We start from the raw sequence: 18978 nt of genomic DNA on the forward strand, positions 1-18978 counted from the left end.
GGCGGCCTCCCGGAGGAGGCCGCCCGATCTGTTTGCAGGTAAGCTCAGCGGATCGGCGGTGCGTATTGCAGCCCGCCCTGCGACCAGAGCTTGTTGACGCCGCGCGGCAGCGGGTTGCGGCTCTGGGCGCCAAAATGCCGCTCGAAGCTTTCGCCGTAATTGCCCACCGCCTTGACGATCCGCACCACCCAGTCATTGCTCAGGCCGAGCGACTCGCCGAACTTGCTCTCGGCGCCGAGCATGCGGCGCACTTCCGGATTCTGCGAGGTCTTCGCCAACTCCTCGACATTGGCCCGGGTGACGCCGAGCTCCTCGGCATTGATCAGCGCGAACACGGTCCAGCGCACGATGTCGAACCAGGCCTGGTCGCTCTTGCGGACCCATGGACCGAGCGGCTCCTTTGAGATCACCTCCTGGAGCAGGATGTGCTCGTCCGGCTTCTGCAGCTTGTTGCGCGTGCCGGCGAGCGAGGAGAGGTCGGTGGTGTAGGCATCGCAGCGCCCGGCTTCATAGGCGGCGACCGTCTCTTCCAGTGTCGCGAAGGCGACGGTCTCGAACTTGAGGTTGTTGGTGCGGCCGTAGTCGGCGAGGTTGAGCTCGGTGGTGGTGCCCTGGGCGACGCAGACCGAGGCGCCATTGAGCTCCTTGACCGTGTTCACGCCGAGCTTCTTGCGCAGGATGAAGCCCTGGCCGTCATAATAGTTCACCGCCGTGAAGCTGAGGCCCTGGCCGATGTCACGGCTCAGCGTCCAGGTGGTGGTGCGCGCCAGCACGTCGATTTCGCCCGATTGCAGAGACACCAGGCGGTTCTTGCTCGACAGCGACAGATATTGCGCCTTGTCCTGGTCGTTGAAGATCGCGGCCGCGAGCGCGCGGCAGACATCGGTGTCGAAGCCGTTCCAGACACCCTTGCCATCCTGCAGCGAGAAGCCCGGCACGCCTTCGCTGGTGCCGCAGACGATATGGCCGCGTGCCTTGATCCGGTCGAGGGTCGACTGGCTGCCGCCCTGGGCGAAGGCGGAGACGGCGGAGGCGGCGACGAGCGCAAGGCCCGCTGCCAGGCTGAGGAGGGGTGTCTTCACGGTGAGTGTCTCCGGGCGGGAAAGCGGCTGCGATGGTCGGAAATAATTACGGTTCTATGACGATTTTCAAATGATAGATGTCCGCTGATGCGAGGCATGCCATCGAGGGGCGGTTTTCCCCGCAACTGCAAGCTCTTGCCAGCTCCAGGCTTTTCTGTCATAGGCCCCACCTTCGATCGCCCGGCTGATAAGGGCTGCCGTGGCGGTCGTACTTTGCTTCCCAAAGCAAAATTGAAGCGGCGCATTGTTCGCGCTCGCGACCTATGAGGAGCTGAAATGCCCAAGATGAAGACTAAATCGGCCGCCAAGAAGCGGTTCAAGGTCACCGGAACCGGCAAGGTGCTCTACGCCCAGGCCGGCAAGCGTCACGGGATGATCAAGCGGACCAACAAGCAGCTCCGCAATCACCGTGGGACGAACGTTCTTTTCGAAGGCGATGCCGCCAACGTGAAGAAGTACTTCCTCCCCAACGGCTGACGTCCCCTAACTTTTCCGGAGATCAAACATGGCTCGCGTGAAACGGGGCGTTACGTCCCACGCCAAGCACAAGAAGACATTCAAGGCCGCCAAGGGATTCTATGGCCGCCGCAAGAACACGATCCGCGCCGCCAAGGCGGCCGTCGATCGGTCGATGCAGTACGCCTATCGCGACCGCAAGAACAAGAAGCGCACCTTCCGCGCGCTCTGGATCCAGCGCCTGAACGCTGCGGTGCGCGAGCACGGCCTGACCTATTCGCTGTTCATCGGCGGCCTCGCCAAGGCGGGCCTCGAGCTCGACCGCAAGACCCTGTCGGCCCTCGCCATCGACGACGCCGCCGCCTTCGCTGCGGTGGTCGAGACGGTCAAGGGCGCGCTGGGCGCCGAGGCCCAGGCCGCCTGAGTGATCTGACCTGATCGGAATACGAAAGGCCGGCGGAAACGCCGGCCTTTTGCTTTTCGCGGCCGCTTGGTCGCGCGCGTCACGGTTGTGTTGCGATCGCGTGCTCCCTTCCTGCGGGGAGGATCGCACCATGCTCGAGATCTCGAATTTCGTCGCCGACGACCGTCTCGCCAAGGACATCGCTGCCGGCCGCAAGCTGAAGCGCCCGGCCCAGGACCCGCAAAGCCTGGCCGAGCAGATCGTCCATCGCACGCGCGCCGGGGCCGGCGTCGACTTCGACGTCTTCGAAGCCCTGCTCGGCGAGAACGACCTCGTCGAGATCAACTATCTCGAGCGCGGCCTGCTCGCGGCCCGGACCGTCTGCCGCATCAACGTGCCGGCGCCGGTCGGCGACGGCAGCGAATGGGGAACCGGCTTCCTGATCGGCCCGCGCCTGCTCCTGACCAACAACCATGTCATCGGCTCGGTCGAGGAGGCGATCACGGCGACGGTCGAGTTCGGGTATGAGCTCGACGGGGAGGGCCGGCTGAAGCGGCCCACCCGTTTCCGCCTGACGCCGCAGGACGGCTTCGTCACCAGCGACAGGAATGTGCTCGACTACACCGTCGTCGCGCTGGCGCCGGCGAGCGAAGATGGCGATGTCGCGCTCGCCGATCTCGGTTTCCTGCGCCTCGATCCGCGCACCGGCAAGACCGAACTCGGCCAGTACGCGACGATCATCCAGCACCCCGATGCCCGGACCAAGCGCATCTCGCTGCGCGAGAACAAGATCGTCAAATATGGCGATCGCGCCGATCCGACCCGCGACAACTTCCTCTGGTATTCCTCGGATACGGCCCCCGGCTCGTCCGGTGCACCGGTCTTCACCGATGCCTGGCAGGTGATCTGCCTGCACCATGCCGGCGTCCCCGATCGCAAGATTGTCCAGGGGCAGGAGCATTGGGTGCTCGCGGACGGCACCACGGCACCTGCGGCGCTGGCCAGGCGCCTCCCGGCCGATAAAGTGCATTGGCTGGCCAATGAAGGTGTCCGGATTTCGAAACTGATCGCTGATCTGGAGCGGCAGTCGAAACTCGACGGCTTTGTCCGCTCGCCGCTGATCGTCGATCTGATCGCCGACGCCACCGGCGTGAAGACCTTCGCCGGAACCGTGCCGGCGCAGAGCATCATAGGGCCACCGCTGATCGCTGGGCCGGCTATCGCGACGATCGCTGCTGTCGCCGCCGAGGCGGCGGTGCTCGAGGCTGCGCGCAGGCCGACCCGGCGTACCCATCCGGTTTCCTTTTTCGACGGGCGGCGTGGCTACGAACCGGACTTCCTGCCGACGCGGATCCCGCTGCCGACTCTCGGCCCGGCCGCGCTACGCCATGGTGCGCCGGCCAAGGTGGCGGGCGCGGCGGACGATGTGCTGCGCTATCTGCATTTCTCCGTGGTCCTGAATGGCGCCGAGGATCGCAAGCTCGCCTTTTACACGGCGGTCAACATCGACGGGACGCGTTGGACCAATCTCGACCGCGGCAACGACGCCTGGTTCTATGATGGCCGCATCCCGGAGGAGTTGCAGAACGGTGACGAGCTCTATGGCAACGAGCCGGTGCCTCGGAAGAACTATTTCGACCGCGGCCATCTTGTGCGCCGGCTCGATCCGGTCTGGGGCGGCATCCGAGAGGCTAAGCTGGCGAATGACGACACCTTCCACTGGACCAACTGCTCGCCGCAATATTGGGGCTTCAACCAGGGCGCCGACCTCTGGCAGGGTCTCGAGAACTTCCTGCTCTACAACACCGACGAGGAGAATGTGCGGGCCTCCGTCTTCTCAGGCCCGCTGCTCCGCTCGGACGACGAGCTTCACCGCGGTATCCGCATCCCGCAATTCTACTGGAAGGTGATCGCCGTCGCCGACAAGGCCGACAAGCTCTTCACGAGCGGGTACATCGTCAGCCAGCAGGATTATGCGCTCGACATCCCGTTCGAGCAGCTCCCCGTCGGTCCAAACAGCACGAAGCCCGGCCAGAACTTCCAGGTGCCGGTGACCAAGATAGAGGCCGACACCGGCATCGTCTTCGCCGACGCCGCCCGGCAGGCCGATGTCTATACCGGCCCGGCAGTCGGCCGCCGGCTCCGCACTGTCGCCGACATCCAGCACCCACGGCGATAGAGGGCAGGACGGAGCCGTTCAGGTCTGCACCTTGCCCACCGCCTTCGGCGTCCAGCTCTCGCCGGCGCCATCGACGATGCGCTGATAGGCCTCCTCGGGGCTGTCGGCATAGCAGAACAGCTTCAAATCCTCCGGCCGGATGAAACCGGCATCGGCCATCCGCTCTAGATTGATCAGCCCCTGCCAGTAGGCGCTGTCGTAGAGCACGATCGGCACCGGCGGCATCTTGCCGGTCTGCACCAGCGTCATGATCTCGAAGAGCTCGTCGAGCGTGCCGAAGCCGCCGGGGAAGACGACCAGCGCAGCCGCCCGCATGGCGAGATGCATCTTGCGCATCGCGAAATAATGGAAGCGGAAGGTCAGGTCCGGCGTCGACCAGGCATTCGGATCCTGCTCATGCGGCAAGGTGATGTTGAAGCCGATCGAGACCGCGCCGGCCTCGGTGGCGCCGCGATTGGCGGCCTCCATGATGCCGGGCCCGCCGCCGGTGGCGATGACATGGCGCTTGCCGCCATCCTTGCCGTCGAGCGCACCGCCACGTTCCGAGGCGATCCGGGCGAAGCTCCGCGCGGCCTCGTACCACGGATTGCCCTCGCGCACCCGCGCCGAGCCGAAGACGACGATGGTCGAGACGATGCCGCGGGCGCGCAAGGCATCCTCGGCCTTCTGGTATTCGAGCATGAAGCGCGCCCCGCGCATCGAGTCGCCGAGGAGGAAGTCCTGGTCGAGTGCGGCGATCCGGTAGGAGGGCGAATTCTTCTGGGCGCTGTTGTCGGGCATGCTCGTCTCCCGGCTGGCGTGTCCGTCGGACCGGGTGTGGTCGAAGGATCGGGAACGCGCCGACTCAATCGGCTCTATCTGGCCCAATTCCGTGCGATCACGACAGGTATTTGCGCAGCACCGCCGTCATGCGCTCCGGCGAGGTCCCGTGCGGCAGCAAAGTCAGGAAGCGGCCATCGGGACCCATCAGATAGGTCAGCGAGCCATGGTCGATCGTGTATTCGCCAAGGCCGTGATGCGCCTGCGTCAGCTTGCGGCGGTGAACCTTGTAGGCCTTCGCGGCGGCGGCGACCTCGACTTCGCTGCCGGATAGTCCGATCAGCCGTGGGTGGAAGTTGGCGACGTAGGTGGCCATCACGGCAGGCGTGTCGTTGATAGGATCGACGCTGATGAACAGCGGCGTGATCCTTTCGGCGAGCAGGCCGAGCCCATCGAGGGCTCCGGCGATCACCGGCAGGTCGACGGGGCAGGTGTCGGTGCAGTGGGTGAAGCCGAAATAGACCAGCATGAAGCGGCCGCGGAAGTCGGCGTCGGTGACGCGCTTGCCGGTGTGGTCGGTCAGCGCGAACGGGCCGCCGAACTGCGCCGCCAGCGGATCGGGCGCTGCGCTTGCGGTCGGGGAGGCGGGCGCCGCCTTGTGGTCGTGGCCGAAGGCTCTCGTCGTCAGCGTCATGCCCAGCCCGACGAAGAGGTTTCGGCGTGTAATACGTGCGCTCACGGCTTCGGTTTCGGCTGGAGACCCTTGATGCCGAACGGCCCGTCCGCGGCGATGATCCGGTTGGCCTCCGGATCGGCGCGCCACCATTCCTCGGCCTTGCCGTTCTTCGCCTCGAACTCGGTCTTGAAACGCTCGGCCGCGATCCAGTCCTGCCCGGCGTTCTCGCGCAGACGCTGGACGAAGAACAGGGTCACCGCTGGGTTCTCGATCAGCAGGCCGTCGGCCTCGATCTCGCGGCCGCAATAGGGTGCAAGGTCGCTGGTCGCCCCGGCGAAATCGATGTTCGATTTCGCCACCAGCCTGAATGTGCCGTCGGCGAGCAGCAGACCCAGTTGCCGTTTGCCGCCGCCGCAATCGGGCGCACAGCGGCCCTTGAGCTGGCAGAGCGCATCGACGACGCGGCCCTTCAGTACGGCCTGCTTCTCATGAGGGATGTTCCAGGGCTCTGCAGCGAGGGCGGGGCCGGTAGCCAGGCCCGCAGCGATGATCAGTGCCTTGAGGCTGCCGCGCATGGCTTCAGTTCCCGAACGGCTGGATGCCGTGTTCCTCCTGCGTCATGTTGATGACGCCCTTGTCGTCGGCGATGCGATCGACCAGCAGGTACTTCACCCCGTCGCGCTCCAGCAGCTCGCCATCGACCGTGACCTCGTGCGTCGCCATCTTTGCCACGCGCGGATTTCCGGCGCTGTCCTCGTCGTCGCCGATCTTCAGGATCAGGTAGAGATTGCCGCCGGCGTCGCGGATCGCGACCGGAATGCCGCCGAGCGCGCACCAGATCGCACATTGATGATGTGCCGTGCCCCTGGCGAACATCAGGCCGCTGATCGTGCACCAGCTGTCGCTGATCTCGCCGGTGATTGTGACGCGCTGGCCGCTCTGCTGGGCGGATGCCGGTGATGCGGCAGCGAATAGGCCGGCAAAAGCCGTGGAAAGAAGCACGCGCCGCCGAGCTTGAGACAAGATTGTCATCTTTGCACGCGATCCCGGATTTCGGGTGGCATTTCCGTGCTGGCGAGATGCTTTGCCAGCACGATTGCCCCTAGCCTCTCCGCCGCCGACACCATAGAAGATGCCTCGCAAACGGACCAGAGCAGGCATGAACGACATCGACACTCTTCGCGATTCACTTGTCGGTGAGATCGAGGCGGCCGGCGACGAAACGGCGCTGGAGCAATTGCGCATCGCGGCGCTCGGCAAGTCCGGCTCGGTTTCGGCCCTGCTGAAGACGCTCGGCGCGATGACGCCCGAGGAGCGCAAGGAGCAGGGGCCGCGCATCAACGGCCTGCGCGATGTCGTCCAGCAGGCGCTTGCCGCCCGCAAGGACGCGCTCGGCGAGGCGGCGCTGGAAGCGCGGCTCGCGAGCGAGCGGCTCGACATCTCGCTGCCGGTGCGCGAGGGCCCGGAGGCGCGCGGGCGCATCCACCCGATCAGCCAGGTCATCGACGAGATCACCGCGATCTTCGGCGACATGGGTTTCTCGGTCGCCGAAGGCCCGGACGTCGAGACCGACGATCTCAACTTCACCAAGCTGAACTTCCCGGTCGGCCATCCCGCCCGCGAGATGCACGACACCTTCTTCTTCGCGCCGGATGCAAATGGCGAGCGCAAGCTGCTGCGCACCCATACCTCACCGGTCCAGGTGCGCACGATGATGTCGCAGGAGCCGCCGATCCGGGTGATCTGCCCGGGCCGGACCTACCGCATGGATTCCGACCAGACCCACACGCCGATGTTCCATCAGGTCGAGGGCCTCGTCATCGACAAGAAGACCCATTTTGGCCACATGAAATGGGTGCTGGAGGAGTTCTGCAAGGCGTTCTTCGAGGTCGAGGGCGTCAAGATGCGCTTCCGCCCGTCCTTCTTCCCGTTCACCGAGCCCTCGGCCGAGGTCGACATCCAGTGCTCGCGCAAGGACGGTGAGATCCGCTTCGGCGAGGGCGAGGACTGGCTCGAGATTCTCGGCTGCGGCATGGTCCATCCGAACGTGCTCAGGAATTGCGGGCTCGACCCGGACGTCTACCAGGGCTTCGCCTGGGGCATGGGCATCGATCGCATCGCCATGCTGAAATACGGCATGCCGGACCTGCGGCCGTTCTTCGAGGCGGATGTCCGCTGGCTGTCGCATTACGGCTTCCGCCCGCTCGACCTGCCGACCCTGACCGGCGGGTTGACCTCTTAAACCTCACCCTGAGGGGAGACGCATGAACGGCGCGCAATGGGCTGGGCTGATCGCGGCGCTGATGGTCGCCGCCAATCTGCTGTGCTTGGCCGTCGCCTTCGTGCGCCTGCGCCGCAAGCAGGCACCGTCGCGCCTGCAGAAGCTCGCGCCGCCGGTGACGATCGTGCGTCCGGTGCGCGGCATCGAGACCTTCAGCCGGGAGACGCTGACCTCCGGCCTCGAGCTGGATTACCCGGTCTATGAAACGATCTTCTGCGTCGCCGACGGCCATGATCCGATCGTGCCGCTGATCGAGGAACTGATCGGGGTCTATGGCGCTGATCGCGTCCGCCTGATCGTCGGCGATGTCGCCGTCAGCGCCAATCCCAAGCTCAACAACTGCATCAAGGGCTGGGAGGCGGCGCGTCACGACTGGGTCGTCCTCGCCGATTCCAACGTGCTGATGCCGAAGGACTATGCCCAGCGGCTGATGGCCTCCTGGCGCGAAGACACCGGCCTTGTCTGCTCGACGCCGGCCGGCTCGCGGCCAGGCTGCTTCGGCGCCGAGGTCGAGTGCGCCTTCCTCAATACCTTCCAGGCGCGCTGGCAATATGCCGGCGAGGCGCTCGGTTTCGGGTTCGCCCAAGGCAAGTCGATGCTCTGGAACAAGCCCTTTCTCGACGCCAATGGCGGCATCGCCGCGCTGGCCGCCGAGATCGCCGAGGATGCGGCTGCGACCAAGCTGGTGCGCAAGGCCGGCAAGCGCGTCCATCTCGTCGGCCAGCCCTTCGAGCAGCCACTCGGGCCGCGCAACCTGCGCGACGTCGTCCAGCGCCAGTTCCGCTGGGCGCGCCTGCGCCGCGTCACCTTCCTGCCTTTCTTCGCGCCGGAGATCCTGGTCGGCCCGCTGGTGCCGGCCGTGCTTGCCGCCTTCGGCGCACCGGCCTTCGGCTTTTCCGCCTGGCAGGGCGTGCTCGCCGTGCTGGCGCTCTGGTATGCCGGCGAGATTGTGCTGGCCAGGGGCGTCGGCTGGTTCGTGAACTGGCGCACCCCGCTCGCCTATCTGGCGCGCGATCTCGCTTTCCCCGGCATCTGGGCCTATGCCTTCGTCGCGCGCGAAGTCAGCTGGCGCGGCAATGCCATGAAGATCAAGGCCGATGGCGAGGACGAGCTCAATCAAGCCGTCCCGGCGCTCTCGGCGGTCAATATGCGTAGCGACGGAAGACCATGAAGTTCACCCTCTCCTGGCTCAAAGAGCATCTCGACACCACCGACACGCTCGACACCATCACCGAGACGCTCACGCGTGTCGGCCTTGAGGTCGAAAGCGTCGAGGACAAGGCCAAGGCGCTCAGTGCCTTCACCATCGCCTATGTCATCGAGGCGAAGCAGCACCCGAATGCCGACCGGCTGCGCGTCTGCATGGTCGACACCGGCTCGGGCGAGCCGGTCCAGGTCGTCTGCGGCGCGCCCAATGCCCGCACCGGCATGAAGAGCGTGTTCTCACCGCCCGGCACCTATATCCCGGGCAAGGACATCACCCTCGGCAAGGGCGTGATCCGCGGCGTCGACTCGAACGGCATGCTCTGCTCGGCCGCCGAGTTGCAGATCTCCGAGGACCATGACGGCATCCTCGATTTGCCTGAGGACGCGCCGCTCGGCCAGCCCTATGCGACCTATGCCGGCCTCGACGATGCCGTGATCGAGATCGCGGTGACGCCGAACCGCGCCGATGCGCTCGGTGTCGCCGGCGTCGCCCGCGACCTCGCCGCCGCCGGCCTCGGCACGATTAAGACCACGCCGGTCCAGCCGGTGCGCGGCGCCTTCCCATGCCCGGTCGCGCTCAAGCTCGATTTCGCCGAGGAAGACCGCAATCTCTGCCCGGTCTTCGCGCTCAGGCTGGTGCGCGGCGTCAAGAACGGCCCGTCGCCGGAATGGCTGCAGGCGCGCCTGCGCGCCATCGGCCTGCGCCCCATCAATGCGCTGGTCGACATCACCAACTTCATGACCTTCGACCGCAACCGGCCGCTGCACGTCTTCGACGCCGCCAAGGTCAAGGGTGACCTCGTCGTCCGCCGCGCCAGGGATGGCGAGGAGGTGCTGGCGCTCGACGGCAGGACCTATGCGCTGACCTCCGACATGGTCGCGATCGCCGACGACAACGGCGTCGAATCGATCGCCGGTGTGATGGGCGGCGAGCATTCCGGCTGCGACGAGACCACCACCGACGTGCTGGTCGAAAGCGCGGTGTGGAACACGCTCAACATCGCCCGCACCGGCCGTGCGCTCGGCATCAACTCCGATGCCCGCTACCGCAACGAGCGCGGCATCGATCCGGACTTCACCCGTCCCGGCCTCGACATGGCGACGCAGATGATCATCTCGCTCTGCGGCGGCGAGCCCTCCGAGGTCGTCGTCGCCGGCGACCTGCCCGACAGCCCCGGCGCCATCGACTTCCCCTGGTCCGAGGTCAAGCGCCTGACCGGGCTAGACCTGCCCGTGGTCGAGATGAAGCTGGCGCTGACCTCGCTCGGTTTCCACGTCTCGGGCGCCGGTGACCGCGTCAAGGTCGCGCCGCCGTCCTGGCGCGCCGATGTCGAGGGCAAGGCCGATCTGGTCGAGGAGATTCTGCGCATCGCCGGGCTCGACCGCGTCGCTCCGGCGCCGCTGCCGCGCATCAAGGGCGAGGTGATCAAGCCGGTGCTGACCGTGCTGCAGAAGCGCACCCGCGCGGCGAAGCGCCTGCTCGCCAGCCGCGGCCTGGTCGAGGCGGTGACCTGGTCCTTCATCTCGCATGATGCCGCCAAGCTCTTCGGCGGCGGCTCGCGCAAGCTCGTGCTCGCCAACCCGATCGCGGCCGATCTCTCCGACATGCGGCCCTCGCTGCTGCCGGGGCTGATCCGCTCGGCGCAGGCCAATGCCGACCGCGGGTTCAGTGACGTCGCCCTGTTCGAGGTCGGCCAAGTCTTCCAGAGCGACGAGCCGGAGGGCCAGCTCATTGCCGCCGCCGGCCTTCGCCGCGGCACGGCCAGGCTCGAGGGGGCCGGCCGCCATTGGGACGGCGGCGCCAAGCCGGTCGACGCCTTCGATGCCAAGGCTGACGTGTTCGGCCTGCTCTCCGGCCTCGGCGTGCCGGTCGGCGGTCTGCAGATCGTCGCCGGTGGCCCGGCCTGGGCTCATCCCGGCCGCTCGGCCACGCTGCAGTTCGGTCCCAAGGTCGTGATCGGCGCTTTCGGCGAGGTTCACCCGCGCGTGCTCAAGGCGCTCGACGTCAAGGGCCCGCTGGTCGCCTTCGAGATCCATCTCGATGCGCTGCCCCTGCCCAAATACAAGCCGACCAAGGTCAAGCCAAAGCTGGCGCTCTCCGACTTCCAGCCGGTGACGCGCGATTTCGCCTTCATCGTCGACAAGGCGGTGGCGGCCGGCGAGATGGCCAAGAGCGCCCAGAATGCCGATCGGGCGCTGGTCTCGGATGTCGGCGTCTTCGACCTCTACGAGGGCACGGGCGTCGAGCCGGGCAAGAAGTCGGTGGCGCTGGCGGTGACCTTGCAGCCGACGCAGAAGACGCTGACCGACACCGAGATCGAGGCCGTCGCGGCCAAGATTGTTGCCGAGATGAGCAAGCGCTACGGCGCGGTGCTGCGCGGGTAAGGAACGTCATGGTCGGCCTTGAGCCGACCATCTCAGACCGGAAGAGGCGCCTTCCAGCGCCTTTTCGTCATGAAATTCCCGGGTCTGCGCTTCGCTTCGCCGGAGAATGACGTCCGGGGGCAGCCAGCGCCGCTCCCGTTATTGACCAGAATTATGAAATAATCGGCGCACGAAATCGTTTGAAAATCCGGGTATCGGCTCTGATTGTTGCAATCTGAGAGGCCTGATGTCGCTGGTCGAGCTCCCTGTCGCGGACGATCTGTTCCCCGGTTTCCAGCTGCTCGACGTCACGACGTCAGGTGCGCGCATCCGCGTTCGCACCGGCGGGGAGGGGCCTCCGCTCCTGCTGCTCCACGGCTATCCCCAGACGCACATCATGTGGCGGCGCGTGGCTCCGCAACTGGCGCAGCGCTTCACACTGGTCTGCCCGGATCTGCGCGGCTACGGCGATTCGCAGAAGCCGCCGAGCGCGGCTGATCATGCGCCTTATTCCAAGCGCGCCATGGCGCAGGATATGGCCGAGGTCATGAGCGCGCTCGGCCATGAGCGCTTTTTCGTCGGCTCGCATGATCGCGGCGCCCGCGTCGCGCATCGGCTGGCGCTCGACCATGGCGGGCGGGTGTTGAAGCTGGCGACGCTCGACATCGCGCCGACGCGCGAGATGTATCGCGACACCACCGACGCCTTCGCCCGCGCCTATTGGCACTGGTTCTTCCTGATCCAGCCGGCACCGATGCCGGAGCGCATGATCGGCGCCGATCCCGAGTTCTATTGGACCAGCCGGCGCGCCTCGGACATGAGGCTGTTCGAGCCGGCGGCGCTCGCCGAATATCTGCGCTGTTTCCGCGATCCCGCGATGATCCATGCCAGCTGCGAGGATTACCGAGCCGCGGCGACGATCGACATCGCCCATGACGATGCCGACGCCGGCAGGAAGGTCTCGTGCCCGCTGCTGGCGCTGTGGGGCGATCGCGGCGCCGTCGGAAAATGCTTCGATGTGCTGGCGCTCTGGCGCGAGCGCGCGGAAAACGTCCAAGGCCGGGCCCTGCCGGGCGGGCATTATCTGGCGGAGGAGATCCCCGATCTCGTCGTCGCCGAATTCTCGGCCTTCTTCGGAGAGAACACATGAGCCGCACCAATCGCGTCTACCGCATCGCCGCCATCGCCGGTGACGGCATCGGCAAGGAGGTCATGCCCGAGGGCCTGCGCGTGCTCGAGGCGGCCGCGAAGAAGTACGGTTTCGAGATCCAGCTCGACGAGTTCGATTTCTCCTCCTGCGACTACTACGCCAAGCACGGCAAGATGCTGCCGGACGACTGGAAGGAGAAGATCGGCGGCCATGACGCGATCTTCTTCGGCGCCGTCGGCATGCCCGCCCAGGTGCCGGACCACATCTCGCTCTGGGGCTCGCTGCTGCTGTTCCGCCGCGAGTTCGACCAGTACGTCAACCTGCGGCCCGTTCGCCTGATGCCGGGCGTGCCCGGCCCGCTGGTCGGCCGCAAGCCGGGCGATATCGACTTCTTCGTCGTGCGCGAGAACACCGAGGGCGAGTACTCCTCGGTCGGCGGGCGGATGTATGGGGGCACCGAGCGCGAGATCGTCATCCAGGAGACGGTGATGAGCCGCGTCGGCGTCGACCGCGTGCTGAAATATGCCTTCGAGCTGGCGCAGCGCCGGCCGCGCAAGAAGCTGACCTCGGCGACCAAGTCGAACGGTATCTCGATCACCATGCCGTACTGGGACGAGCGGGTGAAGGAGATGGCCAAGAACTATCCGGACGTCGCCGTCGACCAGTACCATATCGATATCCTGACCGCGCATTTCGTGCTCAATCCCGATCGCTTCGACGTGGTCGTCGCCTCGAACCTGTTTGGCGACATCCTCTCCGATCTCGGCCCGGCCTGCACCGGCACGATCGGCATCGCCCCGTCGGGGAACATCAACCCGACCGGCGAATTCCCGTCCTTGTTCGAACCCGTGCACGGTTCGGCGCCGGACATCGCCGGGCAGGGCATCGCCAATCCGGTCGGCCAGATCTGGTCGGGGGCGATGATGCTCGATCATCTCGGCGAGCACGAGGCGGCCAAGGCGATCGAGGCGGCGATCGAGCGCGCGCTCGGCGATGCCCGTACCCGCACGCGCGATCTCGGCGGTAGCCTAAAGACTGAGGCTGCCGGCAAGGCGATCGAGCAGGCGCTGGGTTGACGACGACGCTGGCGCTGACCACAAGCAGTGGTCGGCGCCGAAAAGACGTAAGACTAAAGGAGGGGGATAAGGTGCCCGATCTGACATTCTCACTGCTCGACCCGGCGCTCTGGGGCAAGCTCTTCGAGATCATCGCGCTCAACATCGTGCTGTCGGGTGACAATGCGGTGGTGATCGCGCTCGCCTGCCGGGCGCTCGCCCCCGAGCAGCGCGCCAAGGGCATCGCGCTTGGCGCCGGCGTCGCCGTGCTGCTGCGCGTCGTCTTCACTGTGCTGATCGCCTCCCTCCTCAACATGCCGTTCCTGCACATCGTCGGTGCGCTGCTGCTCGTCTGGATCGCGGTCAAGCTGATCATCGAAGACGGCGAGAGCGACGAGAACGCGGTCGCCGCCAGCAGCAAGCTCTGGAAGGCGGTGCAGACCGTCGCCATCGCCGACATCGTCATGAGCCTCGACAACGTGCTCGCCATCGCGGCGGTCGCCAAGGACTCGATCCCGCTGCTGGTCGGCGGCCTGATCATCTCGATCCCGCTGATCGTGCTCGGCGCCTCGCTGATCACCTCGCTGCTGACCCGCTTCCCGATCCTGGTCTGGGCTGGTGCCGGCCTGCTCGGCTGGGTCGCGGGCGAGATGTTCGAGACCGATCCCTGGCTGATCGGCAAGCTCGGCGAGACGCTGGCGCACCAGCTCGAATATCCCGCCGCGATCCTGGGCGCCGTGCTGGTGCTCGGTCTCGGCTATTTCCTCAAGCATCGCCGGCCAGATCCGGCCCTCTGACACAGGGACTGACCGACCTATGGATTTCTCGTCATCGACCTTCTGGGTGTCGCTTCTTCAGATCATCTGGATCGACCTCCTGCTCTCGGGCGACAACGCGGTCGTCATCGCGCTCGCCTGCCGCTCGCTGCCCGAAAACCGGCGCAAGCTCGGCATCTGGCTTGGCGCCGGCGCTGCCGTCGGCCTGCGCATCATCTTCGCGCTGGTCGTCAGCTATCTGCTGGCAGTGCCTTTTCTCAAGGTCGTCGGTGGCGTCCTGCTGTTCTGGATCGCGATCAAGCTCGCCATGGGCGAGGAGGAAGCTCATAGCGATATCGAAGCCAGCGACAATCTTTGGCGTGCCGTCCGCACCATCGCCATCGCCGATGCGGTGATGAGTCTCGACAACGTCGTCGCCATCGCGGCTGCGTCGCGCGGCCATGCCGAGCTCTTCATCTTCGGCCTGCTGCTGACGATCCCGCTGATCATCATGGGCGCCCAGCTCCTGACCAAGATCATCGAGCGCTATCCGATTATCGTCTGGCTCGGCGCAGCCCTGCTCGGCTGGATCGCGGCGGAGATGATCCTCGGCGATGCTGCTGTGCTGCGCTGGCTGATGACGGTGGTCCCGAGTTGGGTCGTCACGGTGCCGCTCGACGTCAATCCGGTCGGGCTTGCGCCTGCGAGCATGCCGCACTACGCGGCCGCCGCTCTCGGCGCTCTGTTCGTCGTCGTCGTCGGTTATGCGCTGAAGAAGAAGCCGGTCGACCAGCCGGGCTGAAAGATCAGGCTCGATCGAGAACAATGAACGCGGCGGCCATGCTCTCATGGCCGCCGTTTTTCATGAGCCGGACCAAACCGCTTGCGGTGCGGTTGGTCTGCTCGTCGGTCACGGCGAAACGTTCGGCGTTATCGAGGCGGACTGCGAAGCTCTCGGGTGCGCGGGCGAAGCCGACCCCGAGTGCTTTCACATAGGCTTCCTTGGCGCTCCAGAGCTGGGCGAAGGCCGGCGGCCGGGCAAAGGCGGGCAAACCCTCCAGCCAGCGCCGCTCTTGCGGATGCAGCGCGGCGAGCGGCGGCTCGCTTGCGGGGGCGACCTGCTCGACATCGACACCGACCGGCCCGTGCGCCAGTGCAATCGCGACGAGACCCGAGCGTGTCGCCAGCGACAGGTGCAGACCGGTGCCGCGCGGGCGAAGGATGAGCGGGCGTCCCGCCGGCTCATGCCCGATCTCGACAGCATCCTCCTTTAGACCGAGTTGGTGCGCCAGAACCTTGCGGGCCAGCGAACGCCGCAACTCCGAGCGCTCCGGCAGATTGGCGGGCCGCGCTTGTGTCGCGATCAGCCAGGCCGCTGGCAGGGCAGGAGCAGTCTGATCGATGGAGGAGAGCCAGAGCATGTCACGATGCTAGTGCACGCTGTCGCGCCCCGGAAGCACACGGCTTTGGCTTGCCTTGCGCGACGCTCATGGAGGCCCGGAGCTTGCAAGGCGTTGACGTGAGCCCATGAAACCGGTTCGAGGACGCATGCCTTCCGACGACAACTCCGAGCCGCAACCTGCGGCCCAGCTCACCCTTGCCGGCATGCGGCTCGGCCTGCGCCGCGTCTCCGTGCTGATGCCAGGCGTCGTCGTCTTCGCCGTCGCCTTCGGTGCTGCCGCCTCGGCCAAGGGCCTCAGCCTGTTCGAGGCGGTGCTGATGAGCGCGCTGGTCTATGCCGGCGTCTCGCAGCTCGTCGCGATGGAGCTCTGGCGGCCGGAATGGACCTGGGGCGCGATCGTCGCGCTCGCCTTCGTGACGGCGACGGTCAACGCCCGCACCATCCTGCAGGCGGCGTCGCTGCAGCCCTGGTTCTCGCGCTATCCCTGGTTCGTGACCGCCTTCCAGCTCTCCTTCTTCACCGATGCCAACTGGCTGGTCGGCACGCGCTATCATGGCGAGGGCGGACGTGACGTCGGTGTCGTGCTTGGCGCCGGCCTTGCGCTCTGGGTCCTCTGGGTCGCCATGACGATCCCTGGCTACCTCCTCGGCACCCTCGTCGCCGACCCCCGCAAATACGGGATCGACATGGTCATGCCGATCTTCTTCGCGGCGATGATCGTGCCGCTCTGGCGCGGCAAGCGCGCGGCGCTGCCCTGGATCATCGCCGGCATCGTCGCGCTGGTCACCGCACGGCTGGTCGACGGCTATGCCTTCATCATCGTCGGCGCGCTCTCCGGCGCCGTGGCGGGAGCCTTGCTCGATGACCCTGCCTGAACCCGGAAGCTGGGGCCCCTATCTCGCCATCCTCGGCATGGCGCTGGCAACCTATCTCTGCCGCATCTCCGGCGTCGTCCTGATGAGCTTCATCCCGCTGACACCGCGGGTGCGGCGCGGGCTTGCCGCCCTGCCGGGCTCGATCGTGGTCGCGACCGTCCTGCCGCTGATCGAGCGGCTCGGCCTCGCTGCCGGACTCGCTTTGCTGGCGGCGATCGCCAGCATGGTGATCAGGCGCAGCGAACTGCTGGCGCTCGTGACCGGCATGCTGGTCGTCTCGCTGATGCGGGCAGCAGGCTTTTGAGGCCTGGGCGCGATCGCGCAGGCCTGTGAGCGAAGCTGCGCCTGCCGCCGCGATCCATCACCGGCTACGATCGCATCCATCACAGCAATCGTTCGTCGGCATGCGGCCGGCATGTTGACGTCGTCCTGCCTGCGGCAGACGGTGCCGGCCAGAAACTCTCACCGATCGGAGCGCATGATGGCCTGGTATTCGCAGACATGGACCTGGTTCGACGGAGAGTGGCGCGAGGGTAACCCCGGCATCATGGGCCCGCGCACCCACGCCGCCTGGCAGGCCTCCCAGGTCTTCGACGGCGCCCGCCATTTCGACGGCGTCTCGCCCGATCTCGACCGGCATGCCGCCCGCGTGAACCGCTCCGCTCTCGCGCTCGGCCTGAAGCCGACCATGTCGGCCGAGGAGATCGTCGCCAAGGCCGCCGAAGGCGTGAAGAAATTCACTGGCGGCGCCGCGCTCTACATCAAGCCGATGTACTGGGCCGAGGCCGACGGCCCGTCGACCATCATCGGCGACCCCGAGTCGACCCAGTTCGCGCTCTGCCTGTTCGAGGCGGCGATGGGCGATCCCGGCAAGGGCTTCTCGGTGACCAAGGGCGCCTTCCGTCGCCCGACCCTGGAAAATGCGCCGACCGACGCCAAGGCCGGCTGTCTCTACCCAAACAATGCCCGCGTCCTGCGTGAGGCCAAGGGCAGGGGCTTCGACAACGCCCTCGTGCTCGACATGCTCGGCAATGTCGCGGAGACCGGCACCTCCAACATCTTCCTCGCCAAGGACGGCGTGGTGAAGACGCCGGCCCCGAACGGCACCTTCCTGAACGGCATTACCCGCCAGCGCACCATCGGCCTCTTGCGCCAGGCCGGCGTCACCGTCGAGGAGACGACGCTGCGCTATGAGGATTTCGAGCAGTCCGACGAGATCTTCTCGACCGGCAACTACTCGAAGGTGATCCCGATCTACAAGATCGACGATCGCGAATTGCAGCCCGGCCCGATGTTCCGCAAGGCCCGCGAGCTCTACATGGACTTCGCCCACAGCAAGGGCGCCTGAGGCCAGATGGCCCGGCTCGCCACCCGCCTGACCGAGCGCCTGGGGATCGACCATCCGATCCTGTCGGCGCCGATGGCTCTGGCGGGCGGTGGGGCGCTCGCCGCCGCAGTGACTCGCGCCGGCGGCCTTGGCCTGATCGGCGGCGGCTATGGCGACAGCGGCTGGCTCGTGACGCAATACGCCGCTGCCGGCAACACCCGCACCGGCTGCGGCTTCATCACCTGGTCGCTGGCGAAGCAACCGCATCTGCTGGGCGAGGTGCTGGCGCATCGACCGGCGGCGTTGATGCTCTCTTTCGGCGATCCCACGCCTTTCGCCGGCGAGATCGCTGCGGCCAGTGTGCCGCTGATCTGCCAGTGCCAGAGCCTTGCCCATGTCCGCACTGCGCTCGAGGCAGGTGCGGCGATCATCGTCGCGCAGGGCGCCGAGGCCGGCGGCCATGGCCATAGCCGCGGCACCCTCCCGCTCGTGCCGGAGGTCGCCGACCTCTTGGCGCGTGAAAGTCCAGACACTCTGCTGCTTGCCGCCGGCGGTGTCGCCGATGGGCGCGGTCTTGCCGCGGCGCTGATGTTGGGGGCCGACGGCGTCCTGGTCGGCACGCGCTTTTGGGCGAGCCGCGAGGCGCTGGTCCATCCCAACCATCACGCGGCGGCGGTCGCGGCGACAGGCGACCAGACGGTGCGCTCGGCGCTGCCCGACATCGCCCGCCGGCTCGACTGGCCAAAGCCTTTCGACATCCGCGTCAGTGACAACGCCTTCATCGCGACATGGCGCGACCGCGAGGCTGAACTGCGAGCTGCGATCGAGGATGAAGCGCCGGCCTACCGCGAAGCCTTCATGGCGGGCGATCCGGACAGGGCGGCAGTGGTCTTCGGCGAGGCGGCAGGTCTGATCTCGGATATCTCGTCGGCGGGCGAGATCGTCGCGCGCATGGTCGACGAGGCGGCCGGCCAACTGAAAGCTGGCGCGAGACTGATCGCAGGCTGA

The 18978-nt window shown here is 66.6% G+C and carries 20 protein-coding genes; 14 read left to right on the plus strand and 6 right to left on the minus strand.

What is annotated here, in order from left to right; genetic code table 11:
• Nucleotides 1-44: 44 nt before the first annotated feature.
• Nucleotides 45-1082, minus strand: a complete 1038-nt coding sequence (locus tag GV161_RS17760) for an amino acid ABC transporter substrate-binding protein (protein ID WP_244624259.1) — start codon at nucleotides 1080-1082, stop codon at nucleotides 45-47.
• A 276-nt stretch (nucleotides 1083-1358) separates the two neighbouring features.
• Here GV161_RS17760 and rpmI point away from each other — a divergent pair, with 276 nt between their 5' ends.
• From rpmI to GV161_RS17775, 3 genes are all read left to right on the plus strand, one after another.
• Nucleotides 1359-1559 carry a 50S ribosomal protein L35 gene (rpmI, locus tag GV161_RS17765; RefSeq protein ID WP_091831700.1) on the plus strand — a complete coding sequence of 67 codons (201 nt, stop codon included), beginning with the start codon at nucleotides 1359-1361 and terminating at the stop codon, nucleotides 1557-1559.
• A 28-nt stretch (nucleotides 1560-1587) separates the two neighbouring features.
• The gene (rplT, locus tag GV161_RS17770; protein ID WP_152016943.1) at nucleotides 1588-1962 is read left to right on the plus strand and encodes a 50S ribosomal protein L20; all 375 of its coding nucleotides are present in this window, start codon (nucleotides 1588-1590) and stop codon (nucleotides 1960-1962) included.
• 130 nt (nucleotides 1963-2092) lie between these two features.
• Complete coding sequence (locus tag GV161_RS17775) at nucleotides 2093-4120, plus strand: DNA/RNA non-specific endonuclease (protein ID WP_152016944.1); 2028 nt, start codon at nucleotides 2093-2095, stop codon at nucleotides 4118-4120.
• 18 nt (nucleotides 4121-4138) lie between these two features.
• On the opposite strand, the gene GV161_RS17780 is transcribed toward GV161_RS17775, so the two are convergent.
• The 4 genes from GV161_RS17780 to GV161_RS17795 form a co-directional block, all read right to left on the minus strand.
• On the minus strand, nucleotides 4139-4900 hold the full coding sequence (locus tag GV161_RS17780; protein WP_152016945.1) for a TIGR00730 family Rossman fold protein: 762 nt from the start codon (nucleotides 4898-4900) through the stop codon (nucleotides 4139-4141).
• A 97-nt stretch (nucleotides 4901-4997) separates the two neighbouring features.
• Complete coding sequence (locus GV161_RS17785) at nucleotides 4998-5618, minus strand: SCO family protein (protein WP_159650287.1); 621 nt, start codon at nucleotides 5616-5618, stop codon at nucleotides 4998-5000.
• Nucleotides 5615-6130 (minus strand): hypothetical protein, encoded by a 516-nt coding sequence (locus GV161_RS17790; RefSeq protein WP_152016947.1) that lies wholly within the window; start codon nucleotides 6128-6130, stop codon nucleotides 5615-5617. Before GV161_RS17790 ends, GV161_RS17785 begins: the two co-directional genes overlap by 4 nt.
• 4 nt (nucleotides 6131-6134) lie before the next feature.
• Nucleotides 6135-6725 (minus strand): hypothetical protein, encoded by a 591-nt coding sequence (locus tag GV161_RS17795; protein ID WP_152016948.1) that lies wholly within the window; start codon nucleotides 6723-6725, stop codon nucleotides 6135-6137.
• Between GV161_RS17795 and pheS the strand changes: the two genes are divergently transcribed.
• The 7 genes from pheS (at nucleotide 6715) to GV161_RS17830 (ending at nucleotide 15168) form a co-directional block, all read left to right on the plus strand.
• Nucleotides 6715-7797 (plus strand): phenylalanine--tRNA ligase subunit alpha, encoded by a 1083-nt coding sequence (pheS, locus tag GV161_RS17800; protein ID WP_152016949.1) that lies wholly within the window; start codon nucleotides 6715-6717, stop codon nucleotides 7795-7797. The two genes, GV161_RS17795 and pheS, sit on opposite strands and share 11 nt — an antisense overlap.
• A 22-nt stretch (nucleotides 7798-7819) precedes the next feature.
• Entirely contained in the window at nucleotides 7820-9007 is a 1188-nt protein-coding gene (locus GV161_RS17805) for a glycosyltransferase (protein ID WP_152016950.1), read from the plus strand.
• Nucleotides 9004-11427 carry a phenylalanine--tRNA ligase subunit beta gene (gene pheT / locus GV161_RS17810; RefSeq protein ID WP_152016951.1) on the plus strand — a complete coding sequence of 808 codons (2424 nt, stop codon included), beginning with the start codon at nucleotides 9004-9006 and terminating at the stop codon, nucleotides 11425-11427. Before GV161_RS17805 ends, pheT begins: the two co-directional genes overlap by 4 nt.
• A gap of 226 nt (nucleotides 11428-11653) precedes the next feature.
• Complete coding sequence (locus tag GV161_RS17815; RefSeq protein WP_152016952.1) at nucleotides 11654-12556, plus strand: alpha/beta hydrolase; 903 nt, start codon at nucleotides 11654-11656, stop codon at nucleotides 12554-12556.
• Nucleotides 12553-13632, plus strand: a complete 1080-nt coding sequence (locus GV161_RS17820) for a tartrate dehydrogenase (protein ID WP_152016953.1) — start codon at nucleotides 12553-12555, stop codon at nucleotides 13630-13632. The genes GV161_RS17815 and GV161_RS17820 overlap by 4 nt, the downstream gene beginning before the upstream one ends.
• 71 nt (nucleotides 13633-13703) lie before the next feature.
• Complete coding sequence (locus GV161_RS17825) at nucleotides 13704-14408, plus strand: TerC family protein (protein ID WP_244624260.1); 705 nt, start codon at nucleotides 13704-13706, stop codon at nucleotides 14406-14408.
• Nucleotides 14409-14427: 19 nt separating this feature from the next.
• A complete protein-coding gene (locus tag GV161_RS17830; protein ID WP_152016954.1) occupies nucleotides 14428-15168 on the plus strand; it encodes a TerC family protein in 741 nt (246 codons plus the stop codon).
• 4 nt (nucleotides 15169-15172) lie between these two features.
• Here the strand turns inward: GV161_RS17830 and GV161_RS17835 are convergent, their stop codons facing one another.
• Nucleotides 15173-15787: a 4'-phosphopantetheinyl transferase superfamily protein gene (locus GV161_RS17835; RefSeq protein WP_152016955.1), complete on the minus strand. Its 615-nt coding sequence runs from the start codon at nucleotides 15785-15787 to the stop codon at nucleotides 15173-15175.
• Nucleotides 15788-15914: 127 nt separating this feature from the next.
• Here GV161_RS17835 and GV161_RS17840 point away from each other — a divergent pair, with 127 nt between their 5' ends.
• From GV161_RS17840 to GV161_RS17855, 4 genes are all read left to right on the plus strand, one after another.
• Complete coding sequence (locus GV161_RS17840) at nucleotides 15915-16643, plus strand: AzlC family ABC transporter permease (protein WP_152016956.1); 729 nt, start codon at nucleotides 15915-15917, stop codon at nucleotides 16641-16643.
• A complete protein-coding gene (locus GV161_RS17845) occupies nucleotides 16630-16947 on the plus strand; it encodes an AzlD domain-containing protein (protein WP_152016957.1) in 318 nt (105 codons plus the stop codon). The genes GV161_RS17840 and GV161_RS17845 overlap by 14 nt, the downstream gene beginning before the upstream one ends.
• 177 nt (nucleotides 16948-17124) lie before the next feature.
• On the plus strand, nucleotides 17125-17991 hold the full coding sequence (locus tag GV161_RS17850; RefSeq protein ID WP_152016958.1) for a branched-chain amino acid aminotransferase: 867 nt from the start codon (nucleotides 17125-17127) through the stop codon (nucleotides 17989-17991).
• Between the two features lie 6 nt (nucleotides 17992-17997).
• On the plus strand, nucleotides 17998-18978 hold the full coding sequence (locus tag GV161_RS17855) for a nitronate monooxygenase (protein WP_152016959.1): 981 nt from the start codon (nucleotides 17998-18000) through the stop codon (nucleotides 18976-18978).

It is taken from the genome of Bosea sp. 29B, from assembly GCF_902506165.1.
In the GTDB taxonomy this organism is placed as follows: Bacteria; Pseudomonadota; Alphaproteobacteria; order Rhizobiales; family Beijerinckiaceae; genus Allobosea.

Coding starts and splice junctions, on each gene's coding strand:
- GV161_RS17845 (WP_152016957.1), top strand. CDS start 16,630: ATGACCCTGCCTGAACCCGGAAGCTGGGGCCCCTATCTCGCCATCCTC.
- GV161_RS17805 (WP_152016950.1), top strand. CDS start 7,820: ATGAACGGCGCGCAATGGGCTGGGCTGATCGCGGCGCTGATGGTCGCC.
- rplT (WP_152016943.1), top strand. CDS start 1,588: ATGGCTCGCGTGAAACGGGGCGTTACGTCCCACGCCAAGCACAAGAAG.
- pheT (WP_152016951.1), top strand. CDS start 9,004: ATGAAGTTCACCCTCTCCTGGCTCAAAGAGCATCTCGACACCACCGAC.
- GV161_RS17790 (WP_152016947.1), bottom strand. CDS start 6,130: ATGCGCGGCAGCCTCAAGGCACTGATCATCGCTGCGGGCCTGGCTACC.
- GV161_RS17815 (WP_152016952.1), top strand. CDS start 11,654: ATGTCGCTGGTCGAGCTCCCTGTCGCGGACGATCTGTTCCCCGGTTTC.
- GV161_RS17820 (WP_152016953.1), top strand. CDS start 12,553: ATGAGCCGCACCAATCGCGTCTACCGCATCGCCGCCATCGCCGGTGAC.
- rpmI (WP_091831700.1), top strand. CDS start 1,359: ATGCCCAAGATGAAGACTAAATCGGCCGCCAAGAAGCGGTTCAAGGTC.
- GV161_RS17795 (WP_152016948.1), bottom strand. CDS start 6,725: ATGTCGTTCATGCCTGCTCTGGTCCGTTTGCGAGGCATCTTCTATGGT.
- GV161_RS17840 (WP_152016956.1), top strand. CDS start 15,915: ATGCCTTCCGACGACAACTCCGAGCCGCAACCTGCGGCCCAGCTCACC.
- GV161_RS17780 (WP_152016945.1), bottom strand. CDS start 4,900: ATGCCCGACAACAGCGCCCAGAAGAATTCGCCCTCCTACCGGATCGCC.
- GV161_RS17830 (WP_152016954.1), top strand. CDS start 14,428: ATGGATTTCTCGTCATCGACCTTCTGGGTGTCGCTTCTTCAGATCATC.
- GV161_RS17835 (WP_152016955.1), bottom strand. CDS start 15,787: ATGCTCTGGCTCTCCTCCATCGATCAGACTGCTCCTGCCCTGCCAGCG.
- GV161_RS17855 (WP_152016959.1), top strand. CDS start 17,998: ATGGCCCGGCTCGCCACCCGCCTGACCGAGCGCCTGGGGATCGACCAT.
- pheS (WP_152016949.1), top strand. CDS start 6,715: ATGAACGACATCGACACTCTTCGCGATTCACTTGTCGGTGAGATCGAG.
- GV161_RS17850 (WP_152016958.1), top strand. CDS start 17,125: ATGGCCTGGTATTCGCAGACATGGACCTGGTTCGACGGAGAGTGGCGC.
- GV161_RS17775 (WP_152016944.1), top strand. CDS start 2,093: ATGCTCGAGATCTCGAATTTCGTCGCCGACGACCGTCTCGCCAAGGAC.